Annotated in this window: 18 protein-coding genes; 12 read left to right on the forward strand and 6 right to left on the reverse strand. The window is 37.1% G+C overall.

What is annotated here, in order from left to right; genetic code table 11:
• The first annotated feature begins 15 nt into the window (after nt 1-15).
• Both trxB and secG read left to right on the forward strand, forming a co-directional pair.
• The gene (gene trxB / locus J0J36_RS03935) at nt 16-936 is read left to right on the forward strand and encodes a thioredoxin-disulfide reductase (protein ID WP_153924689.1); all 921 of its coding nucleotides are present in this window, start codon (nt 16-18) and stop codon (nt 934-936) included.
• A gap of 113 nt (nt 937-1,049) precedes the next feature.
• On the forward strand, nt 1,050-1,298 hold the full coding sequence (gene secG / locus J0J36_RS03940; protein ID WP_004258115.1) for a preprotein translocase subunit SecG: 249 nt from the start codon (nt 1,050-1,052) through the stop codon (nt 1,296-1,298).
• A 224-nt stretch (nt 1,299-1,522) separates the two neighbouring features.
• Here secG and J0J36_RS03945 read toward each other — a convergent pair whose 3' ends face one another.
• Entirely contained in the window at nt 1,523-1,984 is a 462-nt protein-coding gene (locus J0J36_RS03945; protein ID WP_019292116.1) for a DUF2798 domain-containing protein, read from the reverse strand.
• Nucleotides 1,985-2,305: 321 nt separating this feature from the next.
• Here J0J36_RS03945 and J0J36_RS03950 point away from each other — a divergent pair, with 321 nt between their 5' ends.
• Nucleotides 2,306-2,917 (forward strand): alpha/beta hydrolase, encoded by a 612-nt coding sequence (locus J0J36_RS03950; RefSeq protein ID WP_019292115.1) that lies wholly within the window; start codon nt 2,306-2,308, stop codon nt 2,915-2,917.
• Between the two features lie 77 nt (nt 2,918-2,994).
• A complete protein-coding gene (locus J0J36_RS03955; protein WP_206886789.1) occupies nt 2,995-4,164 on the forward strand; it encodes a VOC family protein in 1,170 nt (389 codons plus the stop codon).
• 49 nt (nt 4,165-4,213) lie between these two features.
• Here the strand turns inward: J0J36_RS03955 and J0J36_RS03960 are convergent, their stop codons facing one another.
• The 3 genes from J0J36_RS03960 to J0J36_RS03970 are packed head-to-tail and all read right to left on the reverse strand — an operon-like array spanning nt 4,214 to nt 6,379.
• Complete coding sequence (locus J0J36_RS03960) at nt 4,214-4,903, reverse strand: response regulator transcription factor (protein WP_019291902.1); 690 nt, start codon at nt 4,901-4,903, stop codon at nt 4,214-4,216.
• 9 nt (nt 4,904-4,912) lie between these two features.
• A complete protein-coding gene (locus tag J0J36_RS03965) occupies nt 4,913-6,181 on the reverse strand; it encodes a cell wall metabolism sensor histidine kinase WalK (protein ID WP_153924692.1) in 1,269 nt (422 codons plus the stop codon).
• Nucleotides 6,182-6,184: 3 nt separating this feature from the next.
• Nucleotides 6,185-6,379: a hypothetical protein gene (locus J0J36_RS03970; protein ID WP_029346132.1), complete on the reverse strand. Its 195-nt coding sequence runs from the start codon at nt 6,377-6,379 to the stop codon at nt 6,185-6,187.
• Nucleotides 6,380-6,492: 113 nt separating this feature from the next.
• Here J0J36_RS03970 and J0J36_RS03975 point away from each other — a divergent pair, with 113 nt between their 5' ends.
• Nucleotides 6,493-7,443, forward strand: coding sequence for a DUF4822 domain-containing protein (locus J0J36_RS03975; RefSeq protein ID WP_019291900.1), 951 nt, complete (start codon nt 6,493-6,495; stop codon nt 7,441-7,443).
• A gap of 166 nt (nt 7,444-7,609) precedes the next feature.
• The gene (yjeM, locus tag J0J36_RS03980; protein ID WP_019291899.1) at nt 7,610-9,139 is read left to right on the forward strand and encodes a glutamate/gamma-aminobutyrate family transporter YjeM; all 1,530 of its coding nucleotides are present in this window, start codon (nt 7,610-7,612) and stop codon (nt 9,137-9,139) included.
• A gap of 405 nt (nt 9,140-9,544) precedes the next feature.
• Here yjeM and J0J36_RS03985 read toward each other — a convergent pair whose 3' ends face one another.
• Nucleotides 9,545-9,787, reverse strand: a complete 243-nt coding sequence (locus tag J0J36_RS03985) for an NINE protein (protein ID WP_019291898.1) — start codon at nt 9,785-9,787, stop codon at nt 9,545-9,547.
• 244 nt (nt 9,788-10,031) lie between these two features.
• On the opposite strand from J0J36_RS03985, the gene J0J36_RS03990 reads away from it, so the two are divergent.
• The 5 genes from J0J36_RS03990 (at nt 10,032) to J0J36_RS04010 (ending at nt 16,781) form a co-directional block, all read left to right on the forward strand.
• Nucleotides 10,032-10,661, forward strand: a complete 630-nt coding sequence (locus J0J36_RS03990; protein ID WP_019291897.1) for an NUDIX hydrolase N-terminal domain-containing protein — start codon at nt 10,032-10,034, stop codon at nt 10,659-10,661.
• A gap of 257 nt (nt 10,662-10,918) precedes the next feature.
• Nucleotides 10,919-13,354, forward strand: coding sequence for a ribonuclease R (rnr, locus tag J0J36_RS03995; protein ID WP_019291896.1), 2,436 nt, complete (start codon nt 10,919-10,921; stop codon nt 13,352-13,354).
• Nucleotides 13,355-13,378: 24 nt separating this feature from the next.
• Nucleotides 13,379-13,963: an isochorismatase family protein gene (locus J0J36_RS04000; RefSeq protein WP_019291895.1), complete on the forward strand. Its 585-nt coding sequence runs from the start codon at nt 13,379-13,381 to the stop codon at nt 13,961-13,963.
• Nucleotides 13,964-14,313: 350 nt separating this feature from the next.
• The gene (locus J0J36_RS04005; protein WP_153924694.1) at nt 14,314-16,425 is read left to right on the forward strand and encodes a DUF6056 family protein; all 2,112 of its coding nucleotides are present in this window, start codon (nt 14,314-14,316) and stop codon (nt 16,423-16,425) included.
• Between the two features lie 116 nt (nt 16,426-16,541).
• The gene (locus J0J36_RS04010; protein WP_230625243.1) at nt 16,542-16,781 is read left to right on the forward strand and encodes a CDP-glycerol glycerophosphotransferase family protein; all 240 of its coding nucleotides are present in this window, start codon (nt 16,542-16,544) and stop codon (nt 16,779-16,781) included.
• A gap of 64 nt (nt 16,782-16,845) precedes the next feature.
• Here the strand turns inward: J0J36_RS04010 and J0J36_RS04015 are convergent, their stop codons facing one another.
• Nucleotides 16,846-17,391 (reverse strand): hypothetical protein, encoded by a 546-nt coding sequence (locus J0J36_RS04015; protein WP_019291892.1) that lies wholly within the window; start codon nt 17,389-17,391, stop codon nt 16,846-16,848.
• A 204-nt stretch (nt 17,392-17,595) separates the two neighbouring features.
• Between J0J36_RS04015 and J0J36_RS04020 the strand changes: the two genes are divergently transcribed.
• Nucleotides 17,596-17,838, forward strand: coding sequence for a GlsB/YeaQ/YmgE family stress response membrane protein (locus J0J36_RS04020; protein ID WP_019291891.1), 243 nt, complete (start codon nt 17,596-17,598; stop codon nt 17,836-17,838).
• Nucleotides 17,839-17,845 lie beyond the last annotated feature (7 nt).

Below are 17,845 nucleotides of genomic sequence, written 5' to 3' on the forward strand. Positions count from 1 at the left end.
TTGAAGAGGTGAATTATGACAGAAAAAATTTACGATGTAGTAGTTATCGGTGCAGGGCCTGCAGGCATGACCGCAGCTATGTACAGCGCTAGAAGTGAAATGAAAACCTTGCTTTTGGAACGAGGTGTTCCGGGCGGGCAAATGAATAATACAGCAGAAATTGAAAACTACCCAGGCTATGGTCAAATCATGGGTCCTGAACTTTCAATGAAAATGTATGAGCCTTTAGCTGATCTTGGTGTTGAAAATGCTTATGGCTTTGTCACATCAATCGTTGATAATGGTGCAACTAAAACAATCAACACTGAAGAAGAAGTATTTGAAACAAAATCAATCATCATTGCGACAGGAGCAAATCACCGTAAGTTAGGAGTTCCTGGAGAAGAAGAATACGGTGCCCGTGGTGTATCTTACTGTGCTGTCTGTGATGGTGCATTCTTCCGTGATCAAGATATCTTGGTTGTTGGTGGTGGTGATTCCGCTGTTGAAGAAGCCATTTTCTTAACTCGCTTTGGTAAAACAGTAACAATTATGCATCGCCGCGACGAATTACGCGCGCAAAAAATTATTCAAGAACGCGCCTTTGCTAACGATAAAATAAAATTTATATGGGATTCTGTTCTTGAAGAAATCAAAGGTGATGAACGTAAAATTGAATCTGTACGTTATAAAAACGTTAAGACAGGTGAAGTTACAGAAGCCAACTTCGGTGGTCTCTTTATCTATGTAGGTTTGGATGCTGTATCTGAATTTGCTCGTGATTTAGGTATTACAGATGAAGAAGGTTGGATTATCACAGATGCTACGATGAAGACAAGCATTCCAGGTATCTTTGCCGTTGGTGATGTTCGTAAAAAAGATTTCCGCCAAATTACTACTGCAGTAGGTGATGGAGCCCAAGCAGCTCAAGAAGCTTACAAATATGTAGAAGGTTAAACAAAAAAGAACGTGCATTACTGCCGTTCTTTTTTGTTTTTATCGTTCGTATTCTAGTAACAAATGTGTTATAATCTTATTAGTGTAATTCTGATTAAGGAAGAAAAGTATATATGGATAAAGTAATTTACGACGTTTTACTCGTCATTATGTTGGTTATTTCTGCAATTTTAGTTATTTCAATTTTGATGCAACCTTCTAAACAAGATGGTGCTGCTGATGCTTTTTCAGGTGGTTCAGGCGAGCTATTTGAACGACGTAAAGCGCGTGGTTTTGAGGCTGTGATGCAACGTTTTACAGGTATTACTATTGGTATTTGGCTTGTACTTGGTTTCATCTTGGTCGTTCTCTCTACGAAATAAAAGAATGATAATATGCAAAATGAAGCGGTCGAAAAATAATGGACCGCTTTTTTATTTAAAAAGAAAAATTTATAGACAAATGTTAACCACTAGTGTAAATTTTTTGATACAATTTAAATACATAATTTCATAATTTCAATTTACTCTTCAACTTGGAGAGTTTTTTCTTTTGACTAAAAAGTCCCTTTATCTTTTAAAGGGACTTTTTAGTATTCTTCAGGTATTTAACGATAAATTTTCGCAAATATAAATCGTGAACTTGGACCGACCAAAAGTAATTGAAGAGGAAGTGCAACGACAATGTTTAATGCCCATGTTTTACCATACAAGAGAAGCAGACTATCTGTTGTTGGTGTCCCTTCCATGATAATCCCGAAAATAGACATAAGGGTAACCATTCCTAGAATCATAAACAAGGAAATAAAAATACCAAGTTGCGCAGGAGAGGGCTGTAAGTTCTTTTTTTCGATATGAGAAAAGACAATTTTTTTCGCCAGCGGGCCAACAAGTGCAAGATCAAGTATGACAGCGACAAGTAGAGCGAGTGGAAAACCAGTAGCTACATTTCCCCAACTTTCCATATTTATACCGCTGGCTTTAAAAACATTATACATGGTCATTCCAAAAACCATCATTCCAGCAATTAATCCGGTAAAAACAAGTTCTTCTTTAAAATTTTTAGGCATCTTTTTTTCTCCATTCTTTTTAAGTGCACTATATCATAACATAAATGACAGTGTCTTCGTAAGTGAAAACTTGATAAAGAACAAAAAAAGTAAAAATTCAAGGACAATTAAAGTGAGTTGCAGGATTTTAGTCACTAAAAAATTTTTGAAAAAATAATCTTAAATACTTGACGTTTACAAAAGTAAACGATATAATACAAATATAGTTTACAAACGTAAACGAAAAGGAACAAAAAATGAAAATTAAAAAAAAACATAAAACGATGTTGAGGCTGTATCAAAAATAGGGAAGTCTAATCTGTATCAGAAAGAGGAAATGAAATGACCAACTATATTTTTAAACCCGGCGATGAGAGTCTTGCACCTGTTCTGGTTTTGCATAGCACAGGTGGTGATGAAGAGCAGCTGATTCCATTGGCTGAAGACTTATTTCCCAATCACCCTCTCTTATCCATTCGTGGACGCGTCAGTGATCAAGGGATAAACCGCTACTTTAAACTCAAAGGTCCTGGTTTTACGAAAGAAAATTTTGACTTGAAATCGCTGAGCCAAGAAGCCCAATGGTTAGCTACAGAAGTGACACGTTTAGGACAAAAATATCAGCTGGATCTTACGCGACTTGCAGTAATTGGTTATTCTAATGGTGCGAATGTTGCACTATATATGCAACTGAAAGGTATAATGCAATTTGATAGAGTTTTAGCCTTTCATGCCATGCAACTTACCGATATAGAAGAACCTGTAATTGCAGATGAAAGTAAAATTTTTCTGACTCACGCGGACAATGATCCTATCGTAAGTCGAGCAAATCTGGAAGAGCTCTCTTCTGACTTGCAAAAGACAGAATGTGAGCTGGAAGTATTTAAAACCAGTTTTGGTCACCAACTAAGCAATGATGAACTTGTAGCAGCAAAGAAATGGTTAGCAGCATGAAGAAAAAGATAAGCTTACATGAACATGTCTTTCCAATTGAGAAAATCATAAAAAAACTAAAAAAAGAGGAAAATCCCATGAACACAGAAATTGAAACACAAAATATCCTTGGTGGAGTTCACCACGTTACAGCAATCACATCAAGCGCACAAAAGAATTATGACTTTTTTACAAATATCTTAGGCTTACGTTTGGCAAAATTAACCGTCAATCAAGATGATTATGAGACTTATCACCTTTACTTCACAGGGGAAGATGGGAAAAGTCCAAATATGACCTTCTTTGACTTCAAAGATATTCCCAAAGGAAAGCATGGGGCAAACAATATTGAGCGTGCTTCGTTTCGTGTACCAAGTGACGCTTCTCTTACTTACTGGACAGAGCGTTTTGAAAAAGCGCATGTTAAACATGGCGAAATTAATGTCAAATTTGGCAAGAAAACACTCGAATTTGAAGATTTTGATGGTCAAAAATACCAATTGATTTCCGATCAAGACAACACAGGTGATGCTGCACTGGATCGTTCATGGCTTCTCTCAAATGTAGCGCCTGAACATGGAATCATTGGCATGGGTCCAGTCTTTGTGAAAGTTACGGACACTTACAATTTACGGATTATTTTGGAAACAGTCTTTGGCTTCCGTTATGCTGGTCAAGAAAATAATTTGCATCTTTTTGAAGTAGCCAATGGAGGCAATGGTGCAGCTTTGATCATTGAAGAAGCGCAAGAAAATGAGCGTTATGCTTATCAAGGCTACGGTACAATTCATCATTTAGCATTAGGAACGACAAATCCTGAAACTTTAAATTACTGGATTGAACGTATTCAAGCCTTTCGTTTACCACATTCTGGCTTGGTGGATCGTTTCTACTTCTCTAGCGAATACGTGCGTGTAGCTCCGGGTGTTCTGTTTGAAATTGCTACATTTACACCAGGTATTGGCGCTCTTGATATGGCTGAGTCAGGTGATGGTGCTGTCGACAGTTATGAAGAGGCATTAATTACTTCAGGTTTCTGGATTGACGAATCAAAAGAAGAAGCAGGGAAAGACTTAAGTTTACCTCCTCATCTCTTCCCAGAAGATGAAGCTGTCAAAGCACGTACAGCAGCAAGTTTACGTCCTTTAGATACTTCAGATACGATGCGTGATCGTAGCCATGATGAATTATGGACTGTTGAAAAAGTTGTTGAACGTCGAGAAGGTGAAAGCCTTGAAGCTTTTGAACAACGTTATCTTGGAAAATAAATAATATAATAAAAAAACGTTTCTGTCCTTATGACAGAAACGTTTTTTATTATAAATTAAAGCGATAGCCCACGCCCCAAATAGTTTCGATAGGCTGTGTTGGCGACTGAACGCTTTTGAATTTTTCTCTTAGTCTTTTAATATGAACAACAACAGTAGCAACATCTGTATCATAAATATCCATCTCCCAGATTTGTTCGAATAAGCTTTCCTTGCTCCATACTCGATTTGGGTGTTCGGCTAAAAAGAGCAACAGTTGGAATTCCTTGTTCGTGAGGATGATTTCTTTGTCTAATACGTAAACCTTATGTGAATCCTTGTGGATGATAAGGTCATCTATCTTAAGAATATCGGAGTTTTCTTTAGGCTTTAAAATTTTATAGTTCTGGATATGAGCTTTGACTCGTGCCACCAGTTCATTGGGACTGAATGGTTTAATCATATAATCGTTAGCACCCAAGCCAAGTCCGCGAATTTTATCAATATCTTCTTTTTTTGCGGAAACAATCATGATAGGCGTTTGTTTTTTATTTCGAATTGCTTTACAAATCTCAAATCCATCAACCCCAGGAAGCATAATATCCACGATAATTAAGTCAAAATTTAGATTTAGAGCAGTGTTTAAACCAGCTGTTCCGTCTGTTTCAATCACAGCATCCATTCCGTTAATTTCCAAATAGTCCTTTTGTAAGTTGGCGATACTCACATCGTCTTCGATGATTAAAATTTTATCTTTCATTGTTACTCCTTATGCTTTAGGCAGAATTATTATAATACGTGTGCCTTTATTTAAAGTACTTTCGGCATGAACAGACCCTTGATGTTGTTCTATGATTTGTTTGACAATACTCAGCCCTAAACCACTGCCTTTTATCTGAGAAGTGCGCGACTTATCAGATCGGTATAAACGATCGAAAATATAAGGTAAGTCCTCAGGTGAAATTCCTCTGCCGTTGTCTTCAAATATAAACTGGATACCTTTTGAGGTTTTAAATAAAGTGAGTATAATCTCTAACTGCTGCTCTGCTTGGGCAAATTTAAAACTGTTTTGGATGAGGTTTTGCATAACTCGGTCAAAGTAAGCTGTATCCAACAGCACAGGAAGTTCATCTTGTGGGAGCTGCAGGATAACATTGACATTTTCGTGTCTTGCAATTTCGGATTCAAACTTCTGAATATAGAAGGTAAAGTCGATTTTGCTAAAACTTAAGTTGACACTATCCATATCTAGCTTCGAGTAAAGGAAGAGTTCATCGATAAGTTCATTGAGTACCAAGCTCTTTTCATGGATGGTTGCCAAATAAAGTGCTCGTTTTTCTGGCGTCTGAGCAATGTTTTCCTGCAAACCTTCGACATAACCAAGGATTGAAGTTATCGGTGTTTTAAGATCATGCGAGATGTTGGCAATCAGTTCTTTGCGATTTTCTTCATACTTTTTCTGAACCAGACGTGCAGATTGAAGATCCGTCCACATCTGGTACAAACTTTCTTTTAGCTGTTCAACCTCTTTTGCACCCTTTGAATCATCAGTAAATGGATTTTCCGTAAGTATATTATTCTGTTCGACCAGATAGCGGGCATTTTTTTCTAGAGTAACTAAGGGATTGATGACGGTTTTTGAAAGCCGCTTACTGATAAACCAGAAAATAAGAGCAGATAAAATGAGAATGAACAGAATCATCCAGATGCCCCAACGAATGAAAAACTCAAATAAGTTAGTTTGTCTTTTTAAAATTAGAAAATCACCAAAAGTCCCGTCTTCATATCTAAAGCTGTACTTGATGTAATTATAAAAACGTCCATTGTTATCCATCGTGCCTGTCGGATTAAGATTGCTTTCGTCGAACTCAGGCATATGAACCCGAAGTGAAGAAGCTTTCAGCTCTTCGGAATGATAGAGGACATTATTGCCTTTGCGAATGACGATATTAATATTTTGCTTTTCGATGCTCTGAATAATATCTTTGGCTTCGTCCTTTAAAGGAGGCTCAAGAAGATTTGGCGAACTTTTTACCAATGTTTACAAAGTCAGAAAACTTTGCTTTTCTTGCTCTGAGAGAGGCTGGTTTGTCGTTAACATACTGTAAATATTTTTAATAGAAGGAATCTTACCCAAAGTACTGTAAGATACAACAGAGAAAATTAAGAACACAGAAACTAATGTCACTGCGATAGCACTGATGTAAGTTGTGATAAATCTATGTTTTATTGTCATATAGCTCTTTCTCAACCAAATGCTAAAAGTTTATAATTTGTTCATAATTTAGCCATTTGGAGTTTATATTTGCTTGCTATAATAAATTATACAATAAAAAAGGAGATTATCTTATGAAAGTTCAAAAAATAGTATTGTTCTCATCTGTCTTAGCACTTGGTGTCTTTGCAGATACTTATGTGTCAGATCACTCGACCCAAGCCAATCAGGTGTCTCAACATTCATCTTCACATAAAAACGATTCTTCATTAGGAAATCAATATGAAAAAACATTGTCACAGACAAACTGGCAAGGCACAAAAGTTTATGATGCGCAGGGCAATGATTTAACAAAAGAAAATAGTAACTTTATCGGCCTTGCAAAGTATGACAGCAAAGCAGGTTACTATGAATTTTTTGATAAGACAACCGGAAAAACAAGAGGTGATGAAGGAACATTTTTCGTAACAAATGATGGTACAAAACGTGTTCTCATCTCTGCGACACAAAACTATCAAGCTGTCGTTGATATCACAGAGTTGAATCACCACAAATTTACTTACAAACGAATGGGTGTCGATAAAAATGGTCAATCTGTCGAAGTATATGTCGAACATGTACCCTATAAGGCGAAAAATCTTAAATTTACACATGGTCGTGAAAAATTGCATACTCAAACAGGCAAAATTGTGAAGTCAAAGCCCGGCAGTCAAATTCTTGGTAGTACCTTATGGCATGGTACAGTAGTACGTGATGAGCAAGGTAATGACGTGACAAAAGAAAACCAGATGTTTATTAGTCTTGCGAAATTTGATGCACAAACTAGCAAATATGAATTTTTCGATGTCAATACAGGCAATACCCGTGGTGATTTTGGTTACTTTGATGTGATTTTCAAAAATAAAATTAGAAGTCATGTTTCTATTGGTCAAAATAAATACGGTGCAGTATTAGAAATCACTGAGCTAAATTCTCAAAAATTTACTTACAAACGTATGGGGAAAGATGCAGCTGGTAAGGATATTGTGGTCTATGTTGAACATGAGCCATATAGAGGGGTTTTTAATCCAGCATTTACCTTCTAGTAAAAAAATAGAGTATTTTACTCTATTTTTTTATGCCGATTCAAGGAGAGACAATAGAAAAGCATTTTATTGATATTCATACTTACTGCAGTTTATTAATAAATTCTTGCATAAATATACATATAGCTGTATAATAAATCCAAAGAAATACATAAAGAGGAAGAAAATGTCGCAACTAAAAAAAAATAAATTAACAGCAATTTCTTTAGCCCTGATGATTTTTACATCGGTGTATGGCTTTGGGAATGTTCCGCTCGCCTTTTTTCAAATGGGCTACGGATCAATCATTTGGTATATTATTAGTGCCTTAGTCTTTTTCATCCCATTTTCTTTAATGGTCACTGAATTTGGTTCTGCTTTTAATGCTGAGAAAGGTGGTATTTATACATGGATGGAAAAATCAGTGGGGCCATCCTTTGCCATGGTTGGTACTTTGATGTGGTACATGTCATGGGTTATCTGGTTTGTCTCTGTAGGTAACAGGATACTTGTACCTATATCGAACATGATTTTTGGTACAACAATCTTACCAAGCACAGTTATTGTGTCACTTTTGGCCATTCTTATCATGTTTCTCGTGACGTTCATTTCGCTTAGAGGGCTTGAAACCATAAAAAAAGTGGCCTCAGTTGGAGGTATTGCTGTTGTTTCACTTAATTTTATTCTCATCATCGGTGCCTTTATTATTTTAGCTAAAAGTGGTTTTCAGCCTGCAACGCCCTTAACGATAAAATCCTTGATTTCAACACCAAATCCAACATTGCAACCTACAAGTTTTGTTACTTTTATTGCTTTCTTAGTATATGCTATTTTTGCCTACGCCGGAGTAGAATCCGTGGGAGGACTGGTTGATGAAACAGTGGAACCGAAAAAGAACTTTCCTAAAGGTATCTTACTTTCGGCAGCCATTATTGGCATTGGTTATTCTTTCATGATTCTTTGTACAGGTTTTTTCATTAATTTTGATAAAGACTGGATTCCGGGGATTATGGATGGTTCAGTCAACCAAGGTAATATTACTTATTTTATGATGCAGCAGCTGGGTGAAAAACTGGCAGAATCCTTCAATCTATCATCTGGTGCTGTACATACTTGGGGAACAGTTTTTGCTCGTTATGTAGGTCTCTCGATGTTTCTCACTCTTATAGGTGCACTCTTTACTTTGATTTATTCTCCCCTTAAACAACTGATGGAGGGGACACCGGAAAAAGTGTGGCCAGGAAAACTTGGAAAAATAGAAAATGGTGTGCCTAAAAATGCTATGAAAGCTCAATTCATCATTGTGACTCTAATGATTTTATTGAATATGGGAATTTCACTCATCAATAAGGGAGCAGCAGATAAATTCTTCCTAGTCATTACTAACATGAGTAATATTGCTTCTAGTCTTCCCTATGTCTTTATCGTCTTTGCTTATATCAAATTCAAGAAAAATCAGGCGATCGAGAAACCTTTCACGATTATGAAAAATCAATCCTTTGCTATTGGCATCTCTTGGATTGCAGCGCTGATGATTATTCTGGCGGACTTCTTTACAATTATTGAACCCGTCATAAATTATCTCCAAGCGCCAGCTGAAATTCCTTTGGGAAGTGTTTATTCGGATATTATCTCAATGATAGCCGGACCAGTTGTCTTCAGTGTATTAGGCTGGTGGCTGATCCGAAACTATAAGAAGCAAAGCGTTAAGATATAAAATATAAGGAAAAGGCGGAAATCTTTGAAGAGATTATTACAATTTTAGGAAATTCCTAACATTTCTTTGGAAATATTTTTCCTCACAATTTATTTTGAATTGATTCATGATATTATATGCTATAATAATATCCTACTAAAACATGTGAGGAACACAATGGACGATCGGATCAGAATAAGCAGTACATGGCTTGTCATAATAGCAGTTGGTCTTGTTTTATTTAGCTATGGCGCACACTCTCACAAATTATTTTTAGAAGGGCTGGGAGCGATAGCTTCCGTTGGTGCTCTCTTTTGTGGCTTATCGGGTGTAGTTATTCGGTTGATAAGACGAAAGCGTGGACAACGTTTTAAGTAATCCCGCAAAAAACATCCTTATCTTTTGAAGATGAGGATGCTTTTTCATTTATCGTGAATATTTACCATCGATAAAGGTAATATCGTCTGTGTCACTATATGTACTGTAAGCTTTCACGAGGGAGATTATCCAGTCGGTGAGTGACCAAATACCAAAAGTCATCCAGTTACATAGAAGTTTAAAGATACCCATGCCGATTTGACCACGCATAAAGCGGTCAACGCCAAAGTGTCCAACTAAAAAGTTTCCAATCCAAACAAAAATATGTTTGTTAATCTTCTTTTCATTCATAAAAGTTTCTCCTTACCCTTTTAGCGTGATTTGCGCACGTATTTCATTCTTCAAGAGACTAGCTTGCGATATGATTTGTTCCCATTTTTTTATCTCTTACTCTTTTCATTATATAGACAAGCTCCCCAAGATTCAAACATTTAATAAAAATTTTTCAATAAAATATACTCTTTCATTTAGTTAATAATAAATACTTTTTGTATCATCCCGTACGTGTGATAAAATGAGAGAAGGAGGATAAAAAATGGATACAACTCAAGCTCTAGCAAAACTTAAAGCTCTTGTAAACACTTCTTTGTATTATAATAAAGATGTGCATGACCGAGAAAGATTAGAAGAAATGAAAGAAATTCTCTTTGAAATTTCTCAAAAGTTGACCTCTTACTCAAAAAATGAACTGGAATCCTTCTTTAATGAGGATTTAGGTTATGTCACACCCAAAGTGGATGTAAGAGCTGTTGTCTTTGAAGATAACCGTCTCTTACTTGTGAAAGAAAAAACTGAAGGACAATGGTCTTTACCTGGTGGTTGGGCAGATGTCGGTTATTCTCCCGCAGAAATAGCTCAAAAAGAAGTAAGAGAAGAAAGTGGGCTTGAAGTGATACCGTTACAGTTGTTTAAGCTGGTTGATAAGGCCAAACATCCTTATCCTAAAAGCTTGAATTATGTTTATAAGCTCTTCTTTTATTGTGAGCCCAAAACTTTTGAGTTGCATCCGGGATTAGAAACTTCGGAGGCACGCTTTTTCTCGCGGGAAGAAGTTAAAAACTTGCAGAATATTTCTGTGGATCGAAACACACGTGAGGATCTTCTGGAAGCTTTTGAATATCATAATCATCCAACAGCAGGAGCAAGATTTGATCGCGTGCAGTAAAAGGTGGTTCACGAAAATATCAAATATGTTATAATATCATTATTCCATGCGGACGATGAAAAAGATTGGGCTGTTTAGGATGATTGCCCCTATTGAATAAACGATTACGGAGAAATCAGTGGAGATTTTACGTTTATCGAACCAAAAAGTAGCGGGCTGCTGACAGTCCGCATTTTAATTTTTAAAATAATAATGTATGTTCTTGGGATTGAAAAGAATCACCAAAGTGCATAGAGAAAAAGAAATATTGGAGAAACATGAAAATAAAAGAAGTTATATTGGATGAACTTAAAAAACATCCAAAGAGAGCCTATGCTGTAGAAGAACTGGCAATGGAACTTGACCTAACAAAGGCTTCAGATTTTAAACTATTTGTTAAAACTTTAGCTGCTCTTGAAGGGGAAGGATTACTGGAATTTACAAAAAATGGAAAAGTCACACTAGCCGAAGTAAAAGCAGAACTCGTCGGAATCTTCCGTGCTAATGCGAACGGTTTTGGTTTTGTAACAGTGGATTCTGATGAGCCTGACGTTTTTATTCCTAAGGGAAGAACGGCTTTTGCTCTTGAAGGAGATGAAGTAAAAGTCGAACTGAAAAGTAATGCTAATCCTTTAAAAGGCACAAGTGCTGAAGGGGTAGTTACAGAGGTTTTAAAGCGCGCGGTTACTCAGCTTGTCGGAACTTTTGTCAAATTTGACGAAAAAGAACGTCAAGAGTTCAATCGTATCGGTTACGTAAAATCACGCAATAAAAAGTTGCCTTATCATGTCTTTTTGACAGATAAGGGCTTGGTACCAGAAGATAAAGCAGTAGTTCGTGTTGACATTACCGCTTATCCAGATAAGAAAAATCCCAAAAGTATGCAAGGTTTGGCTGTCGAAATTGTCGGACAAGCAGGTGATAAAGGAATCGATGTTCTTGAAGTTTTAGCTTCACTTGGTATTCGTTCTGAATTTCCAGAAGACGTTTTGGCGCAAGCGAACGCTGTACCAGAAGAAGTTGATGAAAAAGATATCATGGGGCGCGTGGACTATCGTAATGAGATTACTTTCACTATCGATGGCGCTGATGCAAAAGACTTAGACGATGCTGTGCATATCAAACGCTTGGGTAATGGTAACTATGAGTTGGGCGTTCACATTGCAGATGTGTCACACTATGTCACTGAAAATTCGCCCTTGGACCGTGAAGCTTTTGAGCGTGGAACATCAGTATATGTGGCTGATCGTGTCGTGCCAATGTTGCCTGAACGACTCTCAAACGGTATCTGTTCACTCAACCCACGCGTTAATCGCTTGACACAGTCTTGTGTGATGGAGATTACGCCAGAAGGAAAAGTCCTTCAATCACAAATAGGTCCTTCCATTATCAAGACGACAGAACGTATGACCTACGATGATGTTAACCTTATGCTTGCTGGTGACGAGGAAACATTAGAAAAATATGCTGCAATTAAAGAATCCGTAGAAATTATGTCTGAACTTCACGAAGCTTTGGCAGCGATGCGCCGCCGCCGTGGAGCGATTGATTTCGAAACGATGGAAGCACGGATCATCGTTGATGAAAATGGCTTGCCTATCGAAATTCGTAAGCGCAGTCGTGGAACAGCAGAACGAATGATTGAGTCCTTCATGTTGATTGCTAACGAAACAGTTGCAAGCAGTTTTGAAGCACGTCATTTACCAGGGATTTATCGTATTCACGAACATCCAAAAGAAGAAAAAATGACCCGTTTTATCGACTTTGCTGCAACTTTTGGTTTGCAAGTCAAAGGCACTTCGACAGAAGTTAGTCAAAAAGCCTTGCAAGAATTTTTGAAAAAAGTGAAAGGCCAACCAGGAGAAATGGTTCTCTCAACGATGCTTCTGCGTTCGATGCAACAAGCACGCTATTCGGAAGACAACTATGGTCACTTTGGCTTGGCAGCAGAAAACTATACGCACTTTACCAGTCCGATTCGTCGTTATCCTGACTTGATCGTGCACCGCTTAATTCGTGAGATGGCTCAACCAAGTCCAAAGACCATCGAATATTGGGCCGAAAAAATACCGGAAATTGCTCAACAATCAAGTAACCGTGAACGCCGTGCTGTCGATGCTGAACGTGAAGTTGAAAAGATGAAAAAAGCCGAATTTATGGAAAAACATGTCGGTGAACAGTTCGAAGGTGTTATTGCTAGCGTTACTCGCTTTGGGATGTTTATTGAGCTTGAAAATACTATTGAAGGTTTGGTTCATATTTCTACTATTAAAGGTGAATATATGAACTTTCATGAACGTATGATGGCGCTTGTGGGAGAAAAAACAGGACTTGTCTTCCGAATTGGTCAACCCATCAAAATCCAAGTTACTAAAGCGGATAAAGTTACCGGTGATATCGACTTTGAATATATCAAGAGTGATCTCGATGTTGTCGAAAGTAATTTAAAATCTAAAAAAGAAAAAGGCCCACGCCGTAGACCAAAAGCAAATCGTTCCGAAAATAAAGAGGAACGTAAAGCCTCAAAACACGGAAAAAATTTCTCTGAAAATAACAAAAACAAAAAATACAGAGGAAAATCCAAGGATGAGGATCGAGAACGTAAAAACGATTTCGATAAAAAACCAAATAAAAAGAAAAAGAAGAAGCCTTTCTATGCGGATGCAGCAAAAGGAAAATTCGGAAATAATACGAAGAAAAAATCGAAAAAATAAAAATACTTTAGAGGAGAAAAGCCTATGTCAGAACAATTGAATCTTGAGAAAACGGCCTTGGTCCTGATTGATTTACAAGAAGGCATTGTAAATCGTTCACAGCTTGAACCCTATAGTAAGGAAGAAATTCTTGACAAAAATGATAGATTGCTGGACAAGTTCAAAAATACAGCAGGACTTATCGTTTTTGTGCATGTGAAAAATTATGGGCCAGAAATGCTCACTCCGCTTACAGATACAAATATAAGTGCTTCTGGTCCACTTCCCGACAATTATAGCCAATTTGTTTCTCCTCTGGCTTATGATGAAGAGGTTAAAAATAAAATCCATGTCAAAAAGCACAATTGGGGCGCTTTTTATGGGACAGATCTCGATGTGCAGTTACGTAGACGAGGCATTGAAAACATTATCTTGACAGGTGTTGCTACAACGATAGGTTGTGATACAACGGCGCGTGAAGCTTATCAACATGGATATAATGTGATTGCTGTTGAAGATGCAATGACAGACTTTAATGGGGCACTACATAGAGGCATCGTTAACGGTATCTTTACACGCTTAGGACGCGTCCGCTCGACAGAGCAAGTCTTGAAGATGATACAGGATTAGACCATAGAGAACAGTAGGTTTTGGTGATTTGAAAAGTTCAAGATGTAGAAGAGCACAGGCTTTTCTGCATCTTGAGCTTTTTATATTTTTAGACAATTGATAAGAAGTTGGAGAAGATAAAAGAAATCACCGTAACAGTATGTTATTTTTTTCATAAAGTAAAATTGACACATTTTTTTGCTATAATGTTAACGGTGATTTTTTCACATTTATTTGAAAGTGTAAGTAATGATTTAAAGTGGGAAAATGTCCGATAATAAGATAAAAAAGACAGTAAGCCAAACCTTAACCGGCTTAAAATACGGAAGAAATAGAAGATGGCTTATATAAGCTATTTAAGGATATTGAACATGGAAAATAGGACAAGATTTAATTTAACAAGTGGTTGGAATATATTATGCACAATAGCAACCATAGTTGTTTTAGGACTGACCTTTATTTTTATTTTGAACCTCAACCGCTTTACAGGCTACACGGGCGATGATTTTTTGTATCACTTTATCTATACAGGTGCTTGGCCAAGTGAACATCTGAGTGAATATCATAATATTGGTGATTATATTTCAGCAGTCTATACGCACATGACACTATGGAATGCCCGCATGACTTCGATAATTTTCGAAATCTTAGCGATGCAGCTTCCTAAAGGAATTTTCAATATCCTTAATGCCAGTATTTATGTATTGGTTGGGCTGTTATTGAATGTAATAATCAGTGGTAAAAAGGTACTTTTAAAACCTTTGCATCTGACGTTAACTTTTCTGTTGATGTGGTTTTTCATTCCGGGGATGGGCAGCACAGTGCTTTGGGTCAGTGGAGCTGCAAATTACCTGTGGGCCACAGTAATCATACTCCTCTTTTTATTACCCTACCGTTTTAATGTAAGTACAAAACGTGGTTGGGAAGAATACTATCTCCCGGTTTTGGGACTTTTAGCAGGCTTAACAAATGAAGTCGGTGGCGCGACAACTGTATTGCTTGTTCTCATTTTTACGGTTTATAATTTTAAAAAATCGACAAACGGAAACACGGTGGCGCAGATTTTAGGAACCTTAGCTGCCGCCTTTGGTTTTGGGATGCAAGTCATCTTATCATCAGGATCTGCTGAAACGCAGAACTACGGTGCTTCTTCCGGTTTAGGCCAACGTTTCCTCGATATCATATTGGGAACTGCGCATTATTCTGGTTTTCTGATACTGCCTATCCTTGTATTTGGGGGAATTCTTTATTTTAACCGGAAGCAACTCCAAGAAAAAGCATGTTATCTCTGGCATGGAGGACTTATCTTTCTGGTATCAGGTCTTGCAGGTTGTGCTGCAATCCTGGCATCGCCCATCACACCTGCCCGTCTTTGGTTTGCAAGTAATATTCTGTTTATCATAGCTTTATTAATGATGATTGAAGCATGGCAGGAGTTACATACACAAAGCTCTTGGACCAATGTGCCTTTGTGCATTGCCATTCTTTGCTTAAGCTTTGTGAGTTTGCCCAGCTATGACTATAATTTAAAAGACATCAAAAATTCATATGAATATTTTTATACAGCCCAATCTATAGCCCAAAAAGCAAAAGAAGAGGGTAAAACTTCCGTCCGCGTACCTGGGATTCCGATGACTTCTAACGACTTTAATGCTTATTTTGGGACGCCTTATTTGGTTTCAAGTGAGCACCCAGAAAAAGAATGGGCGAACACATGGTTTGCCAAATATTATGGGCTAGAGAAAGTCTATTTGGATGATACAGTGCCAATGGCAAAAGTAAACTTAGAGAATGCTCAACCTATTGATAACATTCTGAATGCTTACAATAAATATTTTGGTTATTTCCAACGCAAGATTCTTCCTTTCAATACTGATAAGGTCTTAAAACGTGAGCAAACTGCTAAAACTTCGGCAGCAAAAACAACCATTACTAAGAATCCTAAACCAAATAACAAAAACTTACCGGCAGATAAACCTTGGCTTCGTAACGCGCTTATTCGCTATATCGATGTAAACAAGGATGAAATCGTTGCAACAGAGCAAATCACTTCACCTTATAATGAAGCTTATGATATTTCTCATGCAGCAACTGCAGGCTATGAAATACTATCAAATAATCCTAAATCTTATATTTTTAATAAACGTTTCGATCAGACCATTGACATTCATGTCAAGCCTACACTTCATACCATCACACTTTTCTTTAATGATAAACATCAAAAAAATATTTCCATCACAAACATTGAAGGCCAAACAGGAGAAACACTCACCGTACAATTGCCACGAGGCTACAGTAGCAATGGATCAAAAACAACTCGTATTACCATTGATGCAGAGACACCTTGGAATAAAACAGTAGAAGTAACCAAAATTCCATTTTGGAAAAATCTAGGAAGCTTCTCGACTTTTTATAGCGTAGTTGCTGGGTTATTAATTTTTGTGGTTTATGATATTTTTCTTAAACAACGACAGGGAAGATAAGTATTAAGGGTGAAAAATACAAAAAACTCAAGTAGATAGAAGAAATAATTTCTTCGATACCTTGAGTTTTTTTAGTGCCTTCTATAAGTTTATTTTCTTTTGAGTTTATTGCTTATGTGCCCGACTATAAAAGTTATTCTAAAAAACCAGGTTTGACGATCGATTATCTGCAAGAATTTCCCGGAGAGGTTACTTTTAATGAAAGTGAGCTCATCCAAGCGCTCCAAGCAACAGATAGTGCTTCCTACCAAAAAGAAAGAGCTCTCTTTTTCAAGAAAACATATAACTATGGCGATGGCAAAGCAACAGAACGTGTGCTTAAGTTGATTGAAGCAATTATGAACCAGAGCTTGTAGATAAAATTTACATAAAAAAAGCCATTAGACTAGAGCTAAATGGCTTATTTTTTTACTTTTATCCTTATTTTTGAATGAAGTAATAAGATGTTGCTTCACCTGAAGCGAGGAGAGCATTTGCTTTATCTTGAAGTTCCTTGTATGATGTTGAAACTGTTGACTCATGCTTGTTGCCTGCTTTATCTACATAAACCAAGACCCAAGCACGTCCGTTGGGAGTTGTTTCAGAGCTAGATGGTGTTGCATTAGGGTCAGCCTGAGGACTATGACCACCTGCACCGTTATTTTCTACTGGATTATTTGAGTTATCGACCCAGCCCTGATCTGAACTTTCTGATGTTGCAGGTTCAGACGGTTGTTCAGATGTAGCTGGGGCTTCAGAAGTAGCTGTTGTGGAATCTGAAGTTGAACTGGCATCTGAACTCTCAGATGTTGTAGTTGTTGTTTCTGAACTGCTGGCTTTACTTGTACTTTCACTTGAGCTTTTAACAGAGCTAGAAGGTTCAGAAGATGTGTCTTTCTTTGCGCTAGTTGTGTTGCTGCAAGCTGTCAGTAGCAAGACAGCAGCTAATGAACTAACTAAAAGTAATGATAATTTAAATTTTTTCATATGTAAGACTCCTTAAAATTCCTTTTCTTTCTTCCAGTATAACATATTGTCTCTCAAAAACCTGATTAATTATCTATAAATTAAAAGTTAATGAAGAAAAAACTGTCATCTAAAAAAGATAAGTCGAATAATTTGTAAGCGTTTTTTAACTTTGTTAGAATTATTATATAGAAAAAATAATAAATAGAAAGAAAGAGGTGCTTTATGATTTGGTCATTAATCGTTGGTGCAATTATCGGGGTGATTGCGGGTGCAATCACAAGCAAAGGGAAGTCTATGGGATGGATTGCTAATATCTTAGCGGGTCTCGTGGGTTCTGCTGTTGGTCAAGCTTTACTGGGATCATGGGGCCCTAGTTTAGCTGGTATGGCGCTTATGCCTTCCATTATCGGTGCCGTTATCGTGGTAGCTGTTGTTTCTTTCTTCTTAAGTAAAATGGGCGATTAAACAGTAG

It is taken from the genome of Lactococcus sp. LG1074 (assembly GCF_017309525.1).
Lineage (GTDB): Bacteria > Bacillota > Bacilli > Lactobacillales > Streptococcaceae > Lactococcus > Lactococcus petauri.

Coding starts and splice junctions, on each gene's coding strand:
- trxB (WP_153924689.1), top strand. CDS start 16: ATGACAGAAAAAATTTACGATGTAGTAGTTATCGGTGCAGGGCCTGCA.
- secG (WP_004258115.1), top strand. CDS start 1,050: ATGGATAAAGTAATTTACGACGTTTTACTCGTCATTATGTTGGTTATT.
- J0J36_RS03945 (WP_019292116.1), bottom strand. CDS start 1,984: ATGCCTAAAAATTTTAAAGAAGAACTTGTTTTTACCGGATTAATTGCT.
- J0J36_RS03950 (WP_019292115.1), top strand. CDS start 2,306: ATGACCAACTATATTTTTAAACCCGGCGATGAGAGTCTTGCACCTGTT.
- J0J36_RS03955 (WP_206886789.1), top strand. CDS start 2,995: ATGAACACAGAAATTGAAACACAAAATATCCTTGGTGGAGTTCACCAC.
- J0J36_RS03960 (WP_019291902.1), bottom strand. CDS start 4,903: ATGAAAGATAAAATTTTAATCATCGAAGACGATGTGAGTATCGCCAAC.
- J0J36_RS03970 (WP_029346132.1), bottom strand. CDS start 6,379: ATGACAATAAAACATAGATTTATCACAACTTACATCAGTGCTATCGCA.
- J0J36_RS03975 (WP_019291900.1), top strand. CDS start 6,493: ATGAAAGTTCAAAAAATAGTATTGTTCTCATCTGTCTTAGCACTTGGT.
- yjeM (WP_019291899.1), top strand. CDS start 7,610: ATGTCGCAACTAAAAAAAAATAAATTAACAGCAATTTCTTTAGCCCTG.
- J0J36_RS03985 (WP_019291898.1), bottom strand. CDS start 9,787: ATGAATGAAAAGAAGATTAACAAACATATTTTTGTTTGGATTGGAAAC.
- J0J36_RS03990 (WP_019291897.1), top strand. CDS start 10,032: ATGGATACAACTCAAGCTCTAGCAAAACTTAAAGCTCTTGTAAACACT.
- rnr (WP_019291896.1), top strand. CDS start 10,919: ATGAAAATAAAAGAAGTTATATTGGATGAACTTAAAAAACATCCAAAG.
- J0J36_RS04000 (WP_019291895.1), top strand. CDS start 13,379: ATGTCAGAACAATTGAATCTTGAGAAAACGGCCTTGGTCCTGATTGAT.
- J0J36_RS04005 (WP_153924694.1), top strand. CDS start 14,314: ATGGAAAATAGGACAAGATTTAATTTAACAAGTGGTTGGAATATATTA.
- J0J36_RS04015 (WP_019291892.1), bottom strand. CDS start 17,391: ATGAAAAAATTTAAATTATCATTACTTTTAGTTAGTTCATTAGCTGCT.
- J0J36_RS04020 (WP_019291891.1), top strand. CDS start 17,596: ATGATTTGGTCATTAATCGTTGGTGCAATTATCGGGGTGATTGCGGGT.